This window comes from Micromonospora sp. NPDC023737 (genome assembly GCF_040639715.1).
In the GTDB taxonomy this organism is placed as follows: Bacteria; Actinomycetota; Actinomycetes; order Mycobacteriales; family Micromonosporaceae; genus Micromonospora.
The window spans coordinates 190,270-209,411 of the sequence record NZ_JBFAAL010000004.1 but is presented as its reverse complement, the minus strand read 5'-3'; the positions used below and the strand labels follow the sequence as shown (position 1 = coordinate 209,411).

1 protein-coding gene (running past one end of the window) is annotated in these 19,142 nt (G+C 72.0%); it reads right to left on the bottom strand.

The window, feature by feature from the left end; genetic code table 11:
- Positions 1 to 19,142, bottom strand: the 5' portion of a protein-coding gene (locus AB0F98_RS12200; RefSeq protein WP_357732942.1) for a hypothetical protein. The gene continues 8,443 nt to the left of window position 1, outside the view; the window shows 19,142 of its 27,585 coding nt (coding positions 1-19,142); it begins with the start codon at positions 19,140 to 19,142; its stop codon lies beyond the left edge, outside the window.

Sequence of the window (19,142 nt, the reverse complement as noted above, 5' to 3'; positions counted from 1 at the left end):
TGCCACGGCTGGGTCGTCGCCGCGCTTAGCGGTGTCACCGGGCCAGGGGTGGTCCGCATGCGTCGCGTGGGCTGCAGGGACGTCAGCGTGGGATGCTGGGCGCGGCGATCCGGCACGTGCCGGGGGCTGGCGCCGCGCTGGTTCGCCGCGGGACGCGGATTCGGCTTGCGCAGCACCCGGCGTCGCCGGACGGGGGTCGCCTCGGGCTGCTGTCGGGTCGGCTGGCTCGGGGTCTCCGCCGAGCTGTCGGTCCGGACGCTGCCGTTCGGCCCCGACCAGCGCGGCGGCGTCGAGAGGAGCCCGTCGAAGGGCCGTCGTTCGCCGTCGATGTCGTCGTTGACGACGTCCCAGGGTGTGCCGTCCGGAGTGAAGAGTTGCCAGCTCTCGCCGTCGACGGTGGTGAGTTCGGGATGTCGGCCGGTGACGTCGACGAAGAGGTCGGTGGGCGCGGCGACGACGTCGCGCCCCGTGGCGGTGGCGAGTTGCTGGGCGAAGCCGCGCGGCAGTGCGCCGGCGGCGCAGGAGAGCAGGGCGATGGGCCTGGCGTCGGGGAGCCGGCCGGTCAGGAGGGTCGCCATCTGGTCGGCGGTGATGCGGACTTCGCGGGTGTCGCCGTCCGGTCCACGGACGGGTACGCGGACCCCGTCGCCCGCGGGGTGCACGGCCACCGGGGTGCTGGTTCCGGCGGCCAGCATGTCGCGTCCAGCGATCTGGTTCAGCTCGCTGTCGGCGAGCAGCGCCCACCCGTTGCGCAGTTCGGGTGTCTGGCGTAGCAGCACCTCGGCGCCGTCGGCGAACCACGTTCCGTCCTCGTTCGAGGTCAGTTCCACCACGGCCGGCAGGTCGGCGGTGTTCGTGTCCGGGCTGCCGAGGAAGAAGCCGCCACCACCAGGACGATCCCGCCCGGCGGTGTCGGGGCGGGCGGTGCCGGGCCCCGGCGGCCGATTCGTCGACCCCTGTGGTGCCGCAGACCGTGGCCTCGGCGGCGTACCGGCCGGCTGTGCGGCGCGCTCGCCGCCGACCTGCGGGGGCGCGAACCCCGGGATGGTCGAAGGTCCGGCTTCTTCCGGCAGGAGGGCGAGAAGTGGTTGCCTGATGAGCAGGCCGACAGCGTTCAGTACGTGCTCGACGACCGGCCGACGGGGCGGGTCCGCGCTGAGGAAGTCGTTGACCGCCGACCTGAGGTTCCTGACCGGCGGGGTGAGGCGCAGCCCCTCCGGCATCGTCGTTGCCGGGTCCGCCGGGGGCACGGCCAGCACCACGGTCCTCAGTGCGTGGACGAGGGCGCGACCGTGCTCCTCGCCCGCGAGGTCGAGAAGCATGGTCGCCGTCTCGTCCGCGGTCCGGACGACCCTGGTCACCGTCTCGACGTCGGCGTTGTGTCGGTCCCAGTTGGTGTGCCGGGAACCGACCTGCCGGAACTCGACCGGCACGAGCGGTGACCTCTGGCTGCGGCCAGGAAGGTCGATGGCGTCCGCCACGTCGAGCACGTGCGCTTGGCTCAGGTTCTCGTCGCCGACCAGTAGCTGGTCGAGGAAACGCTGAACGCTCACCACACCGATATTCGGTGGCGCGTCACTCGGGAGCCCCGCTTCGGCATCGAGGTACATGCCGAGGATGTCGGCCGGCCTGTCGGGGCGCGGATTCAGGTACGCGAAGAGGGTGGACGCGAAGGCGGTTCGAACCGCGCGTCGGTTCTCGTACAGCCAGGTCTTGACCGGTGCCGGCAGCTTGTCGCGGAGATCATGGAGAGACAGCCGGGAAGCGGCGGTGAGGTAGGCCTTCGGGATCGCGCGACTGCCGCGGCTGATCGTCCACCACAACGGGATCGTCGCGGCCTGGATGAATCCGAGCGCCAGCACGCCCGCCGTCGTGCTGACGTCCTTGTCGAAGTGCGCGATGGCCCGGACGATCTTCGCCCCCGCGTCGGCGTCGGTGCCATTCGCCTGGTCATCGGCTGTTGCCTCGGTGAGTCCCAGGTACATCGCCGTCACCCGGGTGGCGAAGTCGCGTCCGGCCCGGATCATCTCCTTCGGCTGGCCCTCCCGGATATGCGGGGACATCCCGGCAAGGGCGTTGAGGATGGTGTGCAGCGGCACCCCTGCGGTGATCTGCTGGAAGAGCGTGTCCGCAGTGGTGAAGTGATGCGTCCACGAGGTGATCTTCCAGCTTCGGGCGTCGTTCGCCACGACGTAGTCGGGGCCCTCGAACAGATCGCCGAGCGGAACGTTCCCGGCGCCCCGCAGGACGCGCCGGATCTCTTCCATGTGTCGCTTGATCCGTGCTGCGTTCTGGCTTCGCTCGCCCCTGAGCATCCCCCACGGCCGGGGCACGATCTCCGGAATGAGTACGCCTCTTCTTCCGACCACCTCGACCCCGGCGGGCATCTTGCCGGTGTCGAGATACAACCGGCCGTCCGACCCTCGGTAATGTCTCGCGCCGTCGACCTTGACCCGCACCAGCCCATCCGTGGTGCGGAGCAGCTCGACACCTTGTTCCTGGCCGACGTCCTGCACCTCCACGTCGTGGAGCTCCAGTTCGGGGGCGCCGTAGCCGAATTCGTGGTTGACCGGCGCGTCGATCAGCGCCGCGGCCGTGGACGTGGACTCGGGCCGCGCCCCGGAGGCGACGACGTCGCCCAACCCGGGGTGATCGAACGTGACGACCTGACCGTACGAGTCGATCAGCACGAAGTGGATGCCGACCGACTGGCCGAGGAGTTCCGGCGTCACCTCGCTGGAGGTGTGACTACGAGCGTCCGAGAGCCGTTGCGGGTCGGCCCAGCGAACTCCCTCGACGGTGTGGTGCAGCGCCAGCACGTGCCCGGTCCGACCCTGGTCACGGCTGACCATGATCAGCGCGGTGGCGCCGACCCCGGCCCGGTCCACCACATCGCGCAGGGCGTCCGCCGATTCGCCGCGATACCAGCCGGGACCGGCGACGAGTCCGGCCCGCACGCCGGCGACACCACCCCGGTCGACCGCCGTGTCGTCGGCGGCCTCCGCCGGTCTGATCCCCTCCCGGTAGACGGTGCCGGCGAACGTGTCGACCAGTTCGGCGCAGTCCTCCAGCAGGAGCGCGTCCAGCAGGGTCCGTTCACCGACGACCTCGTCGAGGACCTCGTCGAGTCCCCGCACCGTCAACCGGACCGGCTCGCGCGCCGGCCGCGCCGGCTGCGGGCCGGTCTGCCCGGCACCCTCCGGCCGCTCCTGGTAGGCCGGTGGATCGTTGTGGGCGGCTGAGGTCGACGTCACCGGGTCCCGCCGGCCCGAGGTCTCCAGCCGCAGGTTCCCGTTGGCGTACGTGCGGACCCGCGGCCGGTCGGCCACGATCGCGGCGAGGTCGACCACCTGGTAGGTCCGTTGCCGGCCGTCCGAGAACTCCACCGGCACGTCCCGTACGTACCGGCCGGGTACCGAGATCCGGGTCTGGACGTACCGGTCGTCGGGGTGCAGCACGGCCAGTTCCTGGCCGCGCAGCCAGCCGCCGGCGGTGCGCGCGGTGGCCTGCCCCAGCGCCGCCGGTAGCGGAAGCCAGCGCGGTTGATCAGTCACCGGCAACGGGGCGCTGTCGAAGGCCCGGCGGGCCGCGGCGAACACCTCGGGCGCCACCGGTGCGTCCGCCTGGGCGAGCGTGTGCACCGCCGCCTCAGCCGAGTACGCCCGGCCACCGGGCCGGGGGCCACCGGTCAGGTCGGTGAGCAGTGTGGCCAGGCTCGACCGGCGGATCTCGGCGACACCGCGCTGGTCACGGTTGGTCCAGACAGGCGCACCGCCCTGCCGCGCCGCCCAGTGGTGGGTGGTATCGCGCCCCCCGACCTTGCGTTGCTCGCGTCGCTCGGAGACCACGACGGCGTGCTGTTCCAGCGCCTGATGGAACGGGGTCTCCGGCCACGGAACGTCGCCGGGTGGATAGGGCAGCACCACGATCGGCTTGCGTTGACCGTCGCCGGTCGGCGGGAGCATCGACTGCACGTACTGCTCGACGGTGATCCACTCACCGTTGGCCGTCGATCGCAGCAGCGTCCCGGGCGGGTGCCCGTCGACCGTCTGGTCGTTGAGCAGCCCGGTCTCGACGCGGATGCGATCGAGCGAGTCCGGCGGGATGCTGTCGAGCAGCACGCTCCGGACCGTGGCGTTCGCCTCCGTCGCCACCAGCCGCCCGTCGGCGTGCTCGTTCACCCAGAGGTCCACCTCGCGGCGGACCGGGCGGCCCTGCGCGTCCAGTTCGGTCAGGAACTTGGGAGCCAGGACCACCAGGTCCAGATCCGATTCCGTACCGGAAGCGGGCAGGGTGACCGCTCCGCCGAGCAGCCCGTCGGGCAGCTGCACCTCGACGGTCCGCTCGCCCGGTTGCGGCACCGGCCGCAGCGTGCCCAGCCGCAGCCAGTCGCGGACCCAGCGGAGCCGTTCGCCCGGGTTCTCCGCGTCGCCGATCGGCACCCGTACGGTCGGGCCGAACGGGCCACGGTTGGGCGCGGCCGGCGGGACCGTGACCGAGTACGCCGGCAGCAGCGGATACTCGCCGTCGTCCAGCCCCTGCTCCGCGGCGAGCCGCGCGGCCAGGGACGCGTCGGTGTAGCCGTACCGGTTGGGCTCACCCCGCAGCCGGGCACGAACCTCGGCGTGCAGGTCGATCGGCGGCGGCGTGGTCGCCCTGGCCACGGTCAGCGCCGTCGGCAGGTCCTCGTAGAGAGCCCCGTGCAGGATCCACCGCGGGCCGGACCGCCACCCGATCCAGTCCCATACCGACGGCGCGGCCGGCGCCGACACCAGGACCGCGGCCGGAACCGGTTCACCCCGGCGGCGCCGTTCGTCGACCATCGCCTGGATGTCGCGTGCAGCCGTCGCCGACCGGCTCAAATCGGCGTCGTGGAGGTAGAGCAGCAGGACGCCGTCCGTGCTGGTGGGGAGCAGGTCGTCGAGCAGTTCGGAGACCTCGACCAGGCCCGTCGGACCGGTGGTCGCGAGATGCGGTGGGTCCAAGGCGACCGACGGCAGCACGGCCGCCAACACGGTCGTGCCGGGCGGTGCGGTGAGTCGCCGGGCGGCGGTCTCCAGGTCGGCCACGGCGATCGGGCTCCCCGCCGGTGGCGGGAGCAGCCGTACACCGCCCGGCAGATCCCGGGTCCAGGCCGGCTTGGGGTGCAGCGGCTCGTCGGTCAGGGCGCTCTGCGGGGGATCGGGGAAGGAACCCGAACCGGCTGCCGGACCCGGTTCCGTGGGGACCGGGTCGGAGACCTGGTCGGCGGGGGCGGTGGGTGGTGGTGTGCTGGTGAGGGCCATGCCCGGGGAGCGGCGCGTCGGCGGGTCGAGCAGCGCGTGAGCCGTCCGGGTACCACCGCCGCGCCCGGCGGGGTCACCGTCGTTGGGGGGCGCCGGTAGCGGCGGCCGCGACGTGGCGTTGGCCGGTAAGCCGGCAGGCGGTTGTGGGAGCGCACGCCGAAACGGCCGGGGCGCAGTGGTTGCACCGGTCATGGCCGACGTGATGACGGGTCGTACCGGATTCGGAACGGCCGAACCTTCGGGCGACCGCGAGGACATGTTGGGCAGCGGATACGGCAGGGCTGCCAGGTGTGCCCGTTCCTGCGCCTGCCGTGCTCGCTCTTCGTGGCTCCGCGACGCTCTGCTCGACCCGGCGGCCACGGCGCCGGTGGTGGTGGATGTGGACGTGGCGGGTGTGCCGGGCTGCGGCAACGGCCGCGGCCGCCGCGGAGCGCCAGGCGGAGGCGGTGTGCTGTACGTCGGCCCTTCGACCGGGTTCGACGTGATCGGGTCCGCCGCGCTCGGATCGAGCCCGGAAGGCTCGGCCGGATCGGCGTCGGGGCGCGCGAGAAGGGCCAGGTCGGGTGGAAGTTGTGCGGGATTGAGAATCAGTCCTTCGCGGCGTCGCCTGCGCGTCTCGCGGGCGCCTCTCGCCTCGGACTCCTCGCGGGTCGGCTCTGCAGGGCCGCCGGATTCTCGCCCGGGGTCTCCGGGATCGTCCAGCGGGATCAATCCGCTGTAGTGGAGCAGGGCGGATTCGAGCCACACGCGGATGACCTGCCCGGGCTCGTTGGCCTCCACCGCCGAGTACCCGTCGGGGTTGCCGCTGCTGGCGACGACGAGCCCCATGCCGAGGGCATTGGCGAGGAGTACCGCGTAGCCGTCGCCGTACGGGCTGTTGTACGTGTTGGACCAGTTGGCGACGGCTGCCGCCAACTCCTCGCGGTCGCGTCGCGAGATCGGATCGTCGAGCCCCGAGTAGTCGGGAACCGCCCCGTCGGCTTCGGCAGCCTCGATCTCGGCCATCCTGGAGTTCCGGACCGCCAGACCTCCGAAATCGTCGTCCAGCCCGAACGCCCGGGGATCACGAACCATCCGGGCCAGGCGCCCGGCGACCGCTCTCATCGCCGCTTCTCGCGGACCCCTGACCGCATCCGAGGTCACCTCTGCCACGCGCCCGGCTCGCACCAACTCGGCGGCATGCGTCAGCCAGGCGACGTTCGCGGCGTCATCAGGTGTGGTGGCCGCACCCGGCCGGGTCAACAAACCGGTGAGCTGGGTGGGTGCGGAGATGAAGGTCGAGACGAGCAGGCAGAAGCCGTCGGGCGGTACCTCGATTCTGGCCATCGGCGGGGTGCCCACGATGGTGTCGATGGCAGGCAGGGGCTCCGCAGCCATCTCACGCCCGTTTTCGGACGGCTCGGCGGCAGTGGTCACCGGCACCGGCGGCAGTGGCCGTGGCGTCCCGAAGGCCGTACTGGACGCACCGGCGCCACCGGACAGGTACGAGGCCCCGACCCGTTCCGAGTTCGCCGGCTCGGCGATGCCCGCATTCAGCGGAAGGAAGATCCACTCGACCGGCCCGTCGGGCATCCGGGCCAGCCCACCCCGCTGCACGTCGAGGAACGTCACCCCATCCCAGTCGTGGAACACGTTGAGCGCGCGGATGTTCCCGCCCGCACCGTCCGGCGCCTGCTCGCGGACCACCACGACGCCCCGGGACCCGAGCGGAGCAGCCTCCATCACCTCGCGGATCGACTCAGGGTCGGTGCGATAGACCGGTGACTCGGCTCCGTCAGGCAGACCCAGCTCTTCCCGCTGATAATTGAACAGGTGCCGTTCCGGCTGCGGTACGTCCGGTAGGACACCGAAACCGCCGGGGCGCACGTAGCTCATGTCCGAGGCCATCGCGGTCAGCACACTGTTCCTGCGGGAGCCGGCGTTCTTCACCGACTCCAGCCACGGGAACGACAGCCGTGCCGACGCATCATCTGCCCCCGTCCAGGAGATCGGACGGCCCGAACCGGCTCCCCTCTCCCGCCCGGGACCGGCCCTGTCCTGACCGGCGCCACCGCGGTCCTGTGTCGAGCCCTCGGCCTGCGCCGCCTCGGCCGCGTGCCGTAGCTGCGTCTCCAACACGTCGACGCTGTCCAGCACCGCCTGGATGGTGGGGTTCAGGCCGGGCTGGGGCACCGCCCGCAGGTCGTCGACCTCGTCGCGCAGCTGCCGTAGGTCGTGCAGCGCGCTCTGGACGCGTTCCTGGTGGCGATCGGACGGGGCCTGGCTGCTGAGGTCGTGCAGGGCGACCAGGATCCCGGCTGCGGCTTCCGTGCTGAGCAGCGAAGCGCCGTACTGGGACATCTCGGTTACCGCTTCGATAGCGCGGACGCCGCCGACCAGCTCGCTGAAGTCATCAGGTGACGTCGTCCCCAGCCACCACTGGAGGGCGTCCTGGATCCGTGGTATCCGCTGCTGTTCCCTGCCGTCTCGCCCGGTGCCGGAGACGTCCAGGTCGCTCATCAGATCGTCGGCGAATCGTTGCCGCAGGGAACCGGAATCCGCCGGGCCGCCCGCGCCGGTGCGGGGGCCGTCTTCGGGATCACCCGGCAGGTCCGGCTCGCCGCTGCCTACGGTGGACATCCTGGCTTCCATGCTCGCGACCGAGAGCTGCGGAGAGAGGAAGAGTCCCCCGTCGGGGGCGACCAGGAAGAATCCGGGCTCTGCCTCTCCCTCTCGTCGCTGGAGTCCTATCGAACGTCGGCCCCCCATCGCGCCGACGACTGCTGTTCCGTTGGTGGCCCATACCGGCCGGCCGAGGGTCTGCGCGAATTCCCGGCTGTTCGGCAGGGCGACACACGCGAACAGCAGCACGCGCAGATTGTCACCGTGGGTCTCGACCGCCTGCTGGTAGCGAGGGTCCGCCAGTACGTCCCGGCCGAGAGTGGTGCCGTCGACGACGGCGTAGGCGCTCGATTCCCGCCCGAACCAGTTCCGCTCCACCGCGACGCCGAAATCGAACTGGTTGGCGTGGGCCTCCACGATGAAGGTTCGTTCGTCGATGTCGAACGGGAGACGTCGCAGCTCGTGTTGCGCCTGACCGTCACGCCCCAAGGTGCGGAGCGTATACCTGCCATCGAAGGTGACGGTGGCCCAAGGGCTGTTCGTCTGCTCCTTCTTGTTCTTGTAGGTGATGCCGATCGCACGCTTCTCGTAGGACGGGAGATACGCACCCCTACGGTCCTTGACCCACCAGTCGATCGTGCCGGCCGTCGCCATCGGCCTGGGCACGAGGTTCAGCATCCGGTTACGCCGCGACCGCATCCACTTCAGGTATTCGGTGGGCATTCGCGGCTCACTCGTCGAGACCAGGCCACGAGTGTCGGCCCGACGAGGTCCCAGCCTGCCGGAGGCCAACTCCGCGAAGGTACGACCCTGGAGATCGGGCAGCACAACGTTTCGATGCCCGACGACGTTCTGACGCGAGACGCCGACGATCGTGACATTGGCGAAGTCTCGCGGGCTCACCCACACCGAGTCACTCTGGTGGCCGTCCCTGACGAACGCCTTGCCAGGACCGACCGCGACCTCGATGACATACGCGCGTGAGGCACCGGACTTGGGTCTCAGGGTGCTGACCTCGAGCGGTCGTCCGGCGCGGACATCGGAGAGTGCGCGGGCGAGCTCCGCCGCTGTTCCCCGCCACGTCAGGTAACCGCGAACACGTTCAGGGACAGCCACGCGGACGCCGTCGACCAGCGCGGGGGTGGTGGGCGCCGGTTCACCGGGGAGCGGAGCGGTGGTCCGAGGTGCGATCTGCGCCAGCCCGCCGGTCTCGTCGAGAGCCAGTCGTACCGGGCCGGCGAATACAGCGGGGAGTGGCCGGGTGGCCCTCAGCCGGTCGTCGAGGCGGAAGACGGTGAAGGCGTTCCCGTGTCGGGACTGGGTCTCGATCTGCACGAACCGGCTCTGATCGACGCGCTGGACGAGCACGACGTGCATCGGGTCGTTGGGCGTGTCCACCCAGACCGCGGTCACGTCGCCGGTGCGCAGGTCGTTCAGCCGGCTCAGGTCGGCGTACTGGAACCGCCCGCCGAGCTGGTCTGCGACCGTGTCGATGGGGCGTTGTCCGGTGAGGTCGTCGCGTCTGCCGGGGCGGGCTCCGAGTGCGCGCAGGGTGTCCCGTACGCGGGGAGCGCAGTCCGGGGTGGTGCCGTCCCACCCGGGTAGTACGGCGATGGCGTCGCGTACCGCCCGGGAGACCTCGGCGGAGGAATCGGTGGATGACGCCGTGGTGGTGCGGTTCATGCCGGGCGAGCGGCTCATCGGCGGGTCGAGCAGCGCATGGACGGTTCGGGAATCACCGCCCTCGGGCCGCCGGGGGTCGTCGGTCCGCGCGGCCGCGCTGGCACCATTCGCACCGGGAGGAGGCGGAACCGTCCGGGCCGGTCCACCTTCCGGGCCTCGTCCCGCGCTGAGCCCTGTCGTCCCGCGGCCCGAACCATCCGGATGCCGCACCGGCGACTCGTCCGGGGCGTCCGGCGTCGTCCCCGGCTCGCTCGCCGGGGCGGTGGTGGAGTCCGTCGTCCCGTCCGGCGGCCGGACAGGTGCGGGCGGGGCGGGCGGCGTCGGCGGCAGGGCCGGGCCGTCCTGCTCCGGGCGGCGGGCGAACCCTTCCGGCACGGGGCGACGGTTCTCCACCGTCGTACCCGACGGGTCGATGAACAGGATCCGGGCGTCCGACGGGTCGCCTGTCACAGGTGCCCAGCCGTCCGCCGTCGCGTCGTCCGGGACCGGGATCAGCCGCCCGTCCCCGGTCTCGTGCGGGTCGGTCCAGAAGATGCGACCTTCGGCGGTGTGGTAGACGGTGGAGGCGCGTTCGTCGCCGTCGCCGTCCCGGTCGAGGACGAGCGCGCTGCCGCCCGGCCCCAACCTGCGTACCGTCTCGGGCACCGCCTCCCACGACGCGGTCCGGCTCCAGTGGTCGACGCGGGAGAAGTCGTCGGCATCCGGTCGAGTCCCGGTGTTCACGTGTTCCGGGCCGAGTGGCGGGCGCACCCCGGCCGGGTACAGCTGCTCGGCGAGGGCACCGAGGACGGCCAGCTCGTCCGCGTCCGGCCCGACCGACTCGACAGCCAGGCCGGTGGCCTGGAGCAGACGCGCGGGGGTGAACACGCGCCCGTTCACGCGCAGGCTCTCCCGGCGCGGGTCGCCGGGACTCAGCAGGTCCTCCGGCGAGCGCTGGCTCTGCCCGTACAGGCCCTCCGGCGACGCGACGGTCACCGTCCGGCCGTCCGGCAGGTGCACCACCAACGTCAGTCCGTAGCGGTAGAACCTGTGCCGGGCCTTGTGCTCCGTGTTGCGCTCGGCGACCTCGGCCAGCTCCGCTGTCGAACTCTCCCCGGCGTGGCTGCCCGTCTTGCCGCCGAACCGGGCCCCGGCCGACCTGGTCTTTCCGCCCGGAACGGCGGCCGCGTCGACCGTCGCTCCCACGTCCCAGCCGTGCGAGGAGTCGCTCTCCACGACGGGCTTGGTCTCCTCCTGGGTGTACCGGCGGGCCTTGACCGTGGGGTCCACCGGCATGCCGCTCCCGTCGAGCAGCTGCGCGACCTCGGTCAGGACGACGCCGAGACGGACGTCGGTCCCGGGCACCCGGTACCGGTGGGTGAGCAGCTGCTGGATCCGGGGGCGCAGTTTCGTCTCCGCGATGAACTGTCCCGGGTCGACGAGGACGTCTCCGAGGGAGAACCCGGTGAGGCCCAGCAGGTGGCGGAACACGAGTTGCCCGAGCGGGTTGGTCGGCGCGACCTTGGCCGAGACCTGCGTCGGTGAGCCGCCCGGCTCGAGCGCCTGGATCAGGTCCCGGCCGAGCTGCTCGGTGATCGGCAGCGCGATCGGGATGAAGGTGGGGTCCGCCGCGACGAGGTAGTTGAGTCCCGCCCGCTGGGGTGAGTCGACCGGCGCCGCCGGGTCCATCGGCTGGTCGTCCGCCAGCACGGGCTCCCACCGCTGCGCGCCGCTGTCGGCCGGCCCGGTCAGGAACGCGGGAAGCAGCCGGCGGACCGATCCCGCCGCCAGTCGCGGTTCGATCGTCTCCCAGGCGTTGCGCTGCGGGTCGACGAGCGCGCGCAGCGCCGGGAATCCGGTCGCCACGGGCAGCAGCAACGACCGGACCGTGTTTCCGATCACCTCCAGCCGCAGCGGCAGCCGATGCGTGTAGCGCATCTCGACGGTGAAGTGGACCTGATTGTTCAGCTCGTACGAGCCGGAGGTGCCGTACCGGAAGATGTCCTTGGTGGCGTGCTCCTCGCCGTGCTCGCGGGAGGAGCCCCAGTCGTAGTCGAGCCGCACGGTGCCGCCGCCGACGCCGCCGGGACCGGCCCCACGCCCCCGACCCACGAAGCCGACCTTGGCCGACCAGCCCGACGACTCACTCTCCTCCGTCGAGTCGTACCCCTGACCGCGCAGGGTCAGGTTGACCTCGGGCCGGGGCCGGTCGGACGTGACGGCACCGAGGGACGCGCTGACCCGTACGAAGAGGTAACCCGTGCCGAGCAGCGTGCCGGGCACGACGAACCACTCCTGCACGCCGCCGCCGAACAGCTCGAACGCCTCCAGTTCGAGCGCGTCCAGGGAGAACGTCTTGGTCAGCGCCTTGCGCAGCATCGGTGGCGGTCCATGGCCCTCGGGCGGCAGGACGCCCCGCTCGGTGAGCGTGTCGAGGATCAACTGCAACGGCGGATCGTCGGTCCGCAACCGTTCGACGTGGCTGGCGGCGCGGCCGAGCTGAGGGTCCAGTTCGCGATGCGGCGCGGGCGATTCCGGGAGCGCGACGGTGCCGGGCAGCCCCAGCTCGTGAGCCATCCGGTTCGGCACCTGGAATTCCATGCCGTGCTGGACGTCGATCGTCGCGTAGCGCTGCACGGACGCCGGGGCCGAGCCGCGCCAGCCCTTGACCGACACGGTGAACCGGACCAACCGGGACCGGTAGCTGTGCACCAGCCCCTTGTAGGTGGCACGGGTGATGTCGATGCTGCCGGATCCACCGGACGCGGAGCGACCCACCTCCCCGGAGGCGTGCGCGGAGAGGTAGCCGCCGGCCATGTTCGACGCTGCCGAGTCGTCGGTCGTCTGACGGCCGCCGGAGTAGTAGGCGCCACCGCCCGCGCCGACCGAGAACGACTGCTCGGTCCCTTCCGTGACGTCGAACTGGGACGCTGCCTGGGAGTACTGCTCGATCTCCACCCCGTCGCTCGTTCCGAGGTGAAGCACGTCGTGCACCGAGGCCGAGACCTCGGCCTCCACGGTCAGGCCGTCGCGGGTGCCGAGCGAGATGGTCCACCGCTGCTCGGTACTGGTCAGGGCGGGCAGGTTCGCGCTCAGTTTGGTGGGCACCGCCAGTTCGGCGTCCCAAAGCTCGGCGGGCCAGTTCGACGGATCGAGATGCCAGCCGGTGGCCGCGCCGTGCACCTGCCCGTAGAGCCGCGCCACCGTGGCCGGAAGCTCGGGCAGCTCCGCGAAGCGGGGATACACCCCGGCGACGCCCTCCCGATGGAACGGCACCGCCCCCGGTGACGGCGGCGGGGGGCTGTTCCCGTACATCCGCACCGTGACCCCGACCGCGCCGATCTCCTCGGCGGTCGGCGTCGTGGCCGGCAGATGCTCGACCGGTACGACCACGTGCTGCTGGACGTCCGGGCCGTCGATCAGCCATCTCGTGGCCGCCCCGTCGTCCGGCCAGACGGTGATCTCGTACGCCAGGTGGTAGTCGTGCTGGACGACGTCCTTCGTGGTCTCCGTACGCCGGTAGCTCTTCAGCGTCCGCGAGTGGCCGCGTTCCGTGCTTCGCTCGTACGACCCGTCGACGTGCAGCCCGGGCAGCTGTCCCCGGATGTTCCGGCCGTACCCGAAGACGGCGTTGGCCGAGACCCCGCCGTGCAGCCGCTGCTTGTTGGTGACATCCGCGCTCACCTTCGCCGTCGACATGGCCCGGTTGTTGACCGGCATCGGGTAGCTGCTGCTTCCGATCCACTCCCGCGGATGCGCGGTCACCAGCACCTTGTACCGATCGCCGTCGATATCGAACGTGGTGAAGATGCCCGCCCGTACCCGAGCCGGGTCGGCTTCCAGCGCCGGCAGTCCGTAGCGGATGGCCGCGAGTCGTTGCACCTCCGCCCAGGATCCCGATTCCGTGACGAGGCCGCCCGCCTCGATCCGGCCGCGTAGCGCACGGACCTGACCGACGGTGTACCGCAGCGCGGCCAGCACTTGGGGCATGACCCGGCTGCCACCGGGCAGCTGGTGGGTGGTGCCCGGCCCGTCGCCGCGCCGCGCCGCCATGAGCAGCGGCTCCCGGTCGGCTGCCCTGTCGGGCCGCAAGGGGGTACGGACCTGCGGTGCGTCCCGCCGGGGCGTGCCGAGTCGGTTCGTGACGCGCTCGGCGCTGACCGGTGCCGTCGGTGTCACCGTCGGCGCGGCAGCCCCATACCAGAGCGGTTCGGCCGTCGCCGGCAGCGGACTGCCGTGGTGCGTCCGTTCGAACGCCTCGGCGTCGGTCGTCGGGACGCCGAACTCGGCCATCACCCGTGCGTCGAACCACGGGATCCGGTGCGTGCTCGAGTCCACCCGGACGTTGACCGACACGTCGGCCGCGTACCTGGTGTGCTCGGCGGAGCGGACGAGGACGGTGTGGTTCATCGCTCCGCCGCCGACGTCCTGCGCCGCCGACCTGCCCCACTCCAGACCGGCGTTCGGCCCGATCCCGCCCCGGTTCGTATCGGACGCGTTCGCGGTCAACCCGCTCGGGACGGCCCGGAGCGCGAGCCCGAAGGAGTAGGAGCCGGACCGGGTCTCGGAGTCCCCCTGCGCGGCCCCCAGGTCGTCGCGGACGGTCACGCCGTCGACTTCGCCCAGCCGTTGCAGTCGACGCACGACGAGCTCGACGGTGACGTAGCCCCGGAAGTCCTTGCTCACGCCGATCGGCACCGTCAGCTGCTCGGACATGTCCCCGCCGTTGAGCAGCCACCGGCTGCGTCCGCGCGCGGTCCGTTCGTTGAGCAACTGCTGGGTGACGTGCTGCGAGACCGTCGCCGCGGCGTCCGCGGGCAGATCGTGGTCGCGTAGCTGCCGGTGCAGCGCCGCGACGGTCGGTGTGAAGTCGATCGCGGTCAGCACGTCGTGCGCCGTCGCCGGTCCCGGCCGCGCCTGCCCGTCCGCGTCGACCGTGACGTTGCCCCGCGGCCGCTGGTCCCGCCCGACGTACTGCTCCGGGAACTTCACCACGAGCATTCCGTCATCGGAGTCGAGCCGATGGGTGTCGCCCCAGTGCCGCCCGTCGACGAACACGTCGACCGCCAGCCCGCTGGCGTAGCTGGGCCCGCCGTTGAAGAAGAGCTTCCGCCCCGAGATCACCCGGTCCGACGAGCTGACGGAGTGCGAAGTGGCGTACTCGGCCTCCAGCGGAAGCCCGACCGGCATGAACTGGAACTTGTTGGGCAACTTGAGGATCAGGTCCGGGCCGGTGGCCACCTCGTTCGGTTTCGCCTGCTCCCGAGCCGAACTGGACGCGGTCGAGTTGAAGGCGACCTCGAACCTGGTCCCCTGTACTGGGCGCGCCGCCACGGGCTTCGCCGCGTGCAGCCGGGGCTTGATCCAGACCAGGCGGCCGTCGATCACCCCCGTCCAACCCTCGCGCAGCAGCTTGTCCCACCGGTCGACGTTGCTGTCGGCGGCAGCCAGGTCGACCAGTGCGGCCGCGGTGACCGCCGGCGTGGGCCGCCCATCCAATGTCGCTGTCGGGTACCCGTCGATGCCGAGCAGCGCGGTCAACCGCGTTCGTACGCCGTTGCGCAGGTGCTCCGACTCGGTGACCGTGGCGTTCGGCGCGTCGACCGGCAGCGCGGCCACGATCTGCTCGGCGACCCGGCCCGGGTCCGTGTAGCCGGCCGACTGGATGCTCATCGCGCCGGTAGCGCCGTGCTCGATGTACCACGGCGGGCGCGGGCCGTCGTCCGCCGGATCCTCCGGGACCGAGGCCGGCTCCTCCGGGATCGAGGCCGGCTCCTCCGGGGTCGAGGCCGGCTCCTCCGGGGTCGAGGCCGGCTCCTCCGGGATCGAGGCCGGATCTTCCGGGGTCGAGGCCGGCTCCTCTGGGACCGAGGCCGGATCTTCCGCGGTCGAGGCCGGATCCGCGGGTGACTCGGGGACCGAGGCGGGGTCGGTGACGTCGCTGGATACGACGGTGACCGTCGCGGGGCCGGCGGGGGGCTCGGTCGTCACGGGCGGGACGGCCGGCGGTGCGGTCGCCGGGTCGACGGGCGGCTCCTGCGGACCGGCCTCCACCGCCCACCGGGCGCGCTCGGTCAGCTCGTCGACGACCTCCGGGTCGAGGCCCTCGCGCAGGAGCGGGTTCACGGGTTCGACCGGCAGATCGACGACGAAGCGCTGTCCCGGTCGCGGTCCGGCCGGCGGTGGCTCGGTGCGCTCGCCGTCCGGGACGCTGGGTGGGTCCGTCGCGTCCGGAACCCGGCCCTGGGCATCCGATCCGGGCGGCGTCCGGGTCGCCGGTCCCACCGCCGGCTCCGGTCGTGCCGGCCCGTCAACGGGTGGGATCGTCACGGGCGGGGGGACCAGGGCATCGTCCGTGACGGTTGTTCCGTCGTCGTCCTGGTCCCGGCTCGACGTGTCCGGCGGGTTCTGCGCCACGTCCACCGGGGACGGGTGCGTCGCCGGTGGCGTCTGCGGGGAACGCGCGGTGGTGCGCAGCGCGCCGTACCGGTGGTCGGTCGGTGCGTCGACGATGGAGCGCGCGACCGATGCGGATTCGGGCCCGTTCGGGAGTACCACGGGGCTCGGCTTGCCGGTGCCGGACCCGTCGGCCTGCGGCGACCCGACGAGCGGGATCTCGCGTCCCGTCGGGTCGAGGATGAGCACCCGGGCGGCGAGGGCAGAGCCCAGGTCGTCCCGCGTGACGAGCCGGTTCCCCTTCGGCCGCTGCGGCTCCAACCACTGAAGCGGTTCGAGCAGGTCGGTGGTGTGGTAGAGCGCGAAGGCGTGGCCGATGCCGTTGGGCTGCTGCCACAGCACGAGCGCCATGCTGCCCGGTCCCGCCGCCGTGACGGCCGACTCGACGTCCTCCCAGGACGGGACCCGGTGCCACCTGGCGTCGCCACCGAGCCGGTCCGCCACGTGACCGGTGCCGATCTTCGAGTCGTCGGTGCTCCGCCGGGAACCGGCGATCGGTGCCCGCCGCTTGAAGACCAGTCGCTGTAGGTCGTTCACCTGGTCGACGCAGAGCTCCGGATTCGGCGGTGCGCCCGGGCGTCCCGGCCCGCGTACCTGGTCGGCGACCTCGTCGACCACCCGTTCCACCCCGGCGCGGTCCAGCCGCACGGCCGGCTGCAGCCCGAACGGTGTGGCCTGCGATGTGACGCGGGACGGGCCGTCGCGGTCCGGGCCAGGTGGCGCGTCCCGACGTGTGCTGCCGCCGTCCGGCCGTCGCCCGGCGAACTCGTCGGTTGTCGTACGGGCCGTCGGATCCGAAGGACCCGCAGGCGTGGGCGTCGGCACCTCGGCGGAGGGCCGGAAGGGGTTGTTCGTGCCGGTGCGGTCACCTGCCGGCGTCGGCACCTCCATGGCGCTGCGGAAAGGGTTGTTCGACCCGCTGGTGGACGCCGGTGCCGGCACCTCGGCAGCGGGCCGGAACGGGTTGTTTCCCGTCCGGACACCGTCCGCAGGAGTGGGAACCTCCGCAGACGTACGGAGCGGAGTCCGCACCCCGGACGGCCTGTTCTCGGCGCCGGATCCACCGCCGGTGGCGTCCCGTACCGGCGTGGGCTGGCTCGTCGGGCCGTTCGACCCGGTGACGCCGTTGGCCGCCGTGCCGGCGCCGGTCGAGGTGGTGGTCGCTGCGGGTCCGCCGGTGCCTGGACCGGTCGAAGTGGTGGTCGCGGCGGGTCCGCCCGTGCCGGGACCGGTCGGGGTGCCCGTGCTCGGTCCGGTCGTGCTGGGTCCGGTCGTGCTGGGTCCGGTGGCGCCGGGTCCCGCGGCGCCAGGTCCTGCGGTGCCGGCCGGGGCCGGCGATGGCGTTCCGCTGACCGGGGGAGCGTTCCAGGAACCGCCCGCAGCCGGCGAGCCGCCGTCCGTGGACGCGCCGCCGCCTTGGCCTGGCAGGCCGGTCGTGTCGGTCGGCACGCCCGGGTCGAAGCTCAACTCGACGGGCACCACGGTTATGGGCGGCGGTACGTATATGCCGTCGCCGTCCGAGGCCGTCGAGTCCGGGGAGTTCGTCGCCCCGTTGCCCGTCGTGGCGTCTCCGTGGGGGGAGCCCGGCCCATTCGAAGGGCCTGTCACCCCGCCGCCCGTGTGCTGAGAGTCCACGTTCGGGTTGTTGGTGACCGGTGATGGCCCGTCGTCACCGGCACCCGGCCGCGTGCCGCCCGCCGCACCCGTGCCGGTCGGGCCGTTCCCGCTGGTCGAGCCGTTCCCACCGGTCCCACTTGTCGAACCCGTGCCGCCGGTCGAACCCGTGCCGCCGCCGGAGCCGGCACCCGCGGCGGTGCCTCCGCCGGATGTGCCTCCTCCACCGCCCGTCGATTCCGAACCGGTCGGCCCGGGCGTACTCGTCGGCGGCGACGTGGCGTCCTCGTACGAAGGCGGAGGCGGCTCGTACAGCGGGAGCGGCTCGTCGGGGAACTGATCACCGCCGGTGGACCCGCTGGTCGTCGCGGGCCCGCCGTCCGGTCCGTGAGTCTCCAGCCGCAGGCGGGTTCCCGCCGCCGTGCCGAGTCCGCTGAGCAGGCCGGAGAGCGCTCCGGAGACGAAGGTGGCCGGCGTGCTGCTCCACTCCCAGCCCTCGCCGGTCATCGCACCGTAGGTGCCCTCGCCGACGACCTCGGTGGCACCCTCGTGCAGCGTCTCCCCGGCGAGCGAGTCGTGGCCGCCGGCCTTGCCGTTCTGCCGGTACGGGGGCGGGAGGTCGGGGTCGTCCTTCGTGTACGGGGGAGGGGTGTCGCCGTCCTTCGAGCCGGAGTACGTCGGCGCGTTGTCGGACTCCTTCACCACGGTGTCGACGACGGGATCCTTGACCGGGGGTGGCAGCGGGCCGTCGTCCTTGACCGAGTTGGGGGTGGGAAGGTCGTCCGCGGCTCCCTTCCCCGGACCCGGGATACCGGCGCCCGGTACGTTTCCCTTGCCGAAGAGCTTGCTGACGATCGCGTTGCCGCCCGCGCCCAGGACGAGGCCGACCACGCCGATCCAGGCGCCGATCTCGGCGGCCTTCCCGGTCTGGTCCCAGTTCCAGCCCTTCTGGTGGCCCTCGGAGATCAGGATGCTCTGGGCGATGATGTCCATGAGGACCTGGAGGCCGACACCCATGACCTGGCTGAGCACCACCGCGTAGATGAGCTGGGCCAGCCACCTGCTGATCATCATCTTCTCGACCAGCAGGCGCATGGCGAGCTCTTCGAGGACTCCGGGGACGAGCCATGCGATCGCCAGCGCGATGGCGACCTCGATCATCAGCTGGATGACCGACAGGAAGATCATCAGCTTGGCGTACTCGACCTGGTTCGCCGTCTTGTCCAGCTCGTCGCCCATCCGCCGGACGTAGCGCGACGCGATGCCCAGAAAACCGTCCTCCGAGAGGAAGTCCTCCATCGAGTCGACGAAGGCCCGCTCGGACTCGCCCATCACCCCCTCACGGATGTTGTTGACCCCGGCGATGAGCAGCGGTACGACACGTTCGATGCCGTCGGCGGCGTCACCGAACGCTTCCGCGATCGCGCGCACCTTGTCGGGGTTGGTGGCCGGGAACTCCTCGCCGGAGAGCCACTTGAGGAAGGCGGCGGCGTCGTCCGACATCTCGATGTCCAGGGCCGTCAC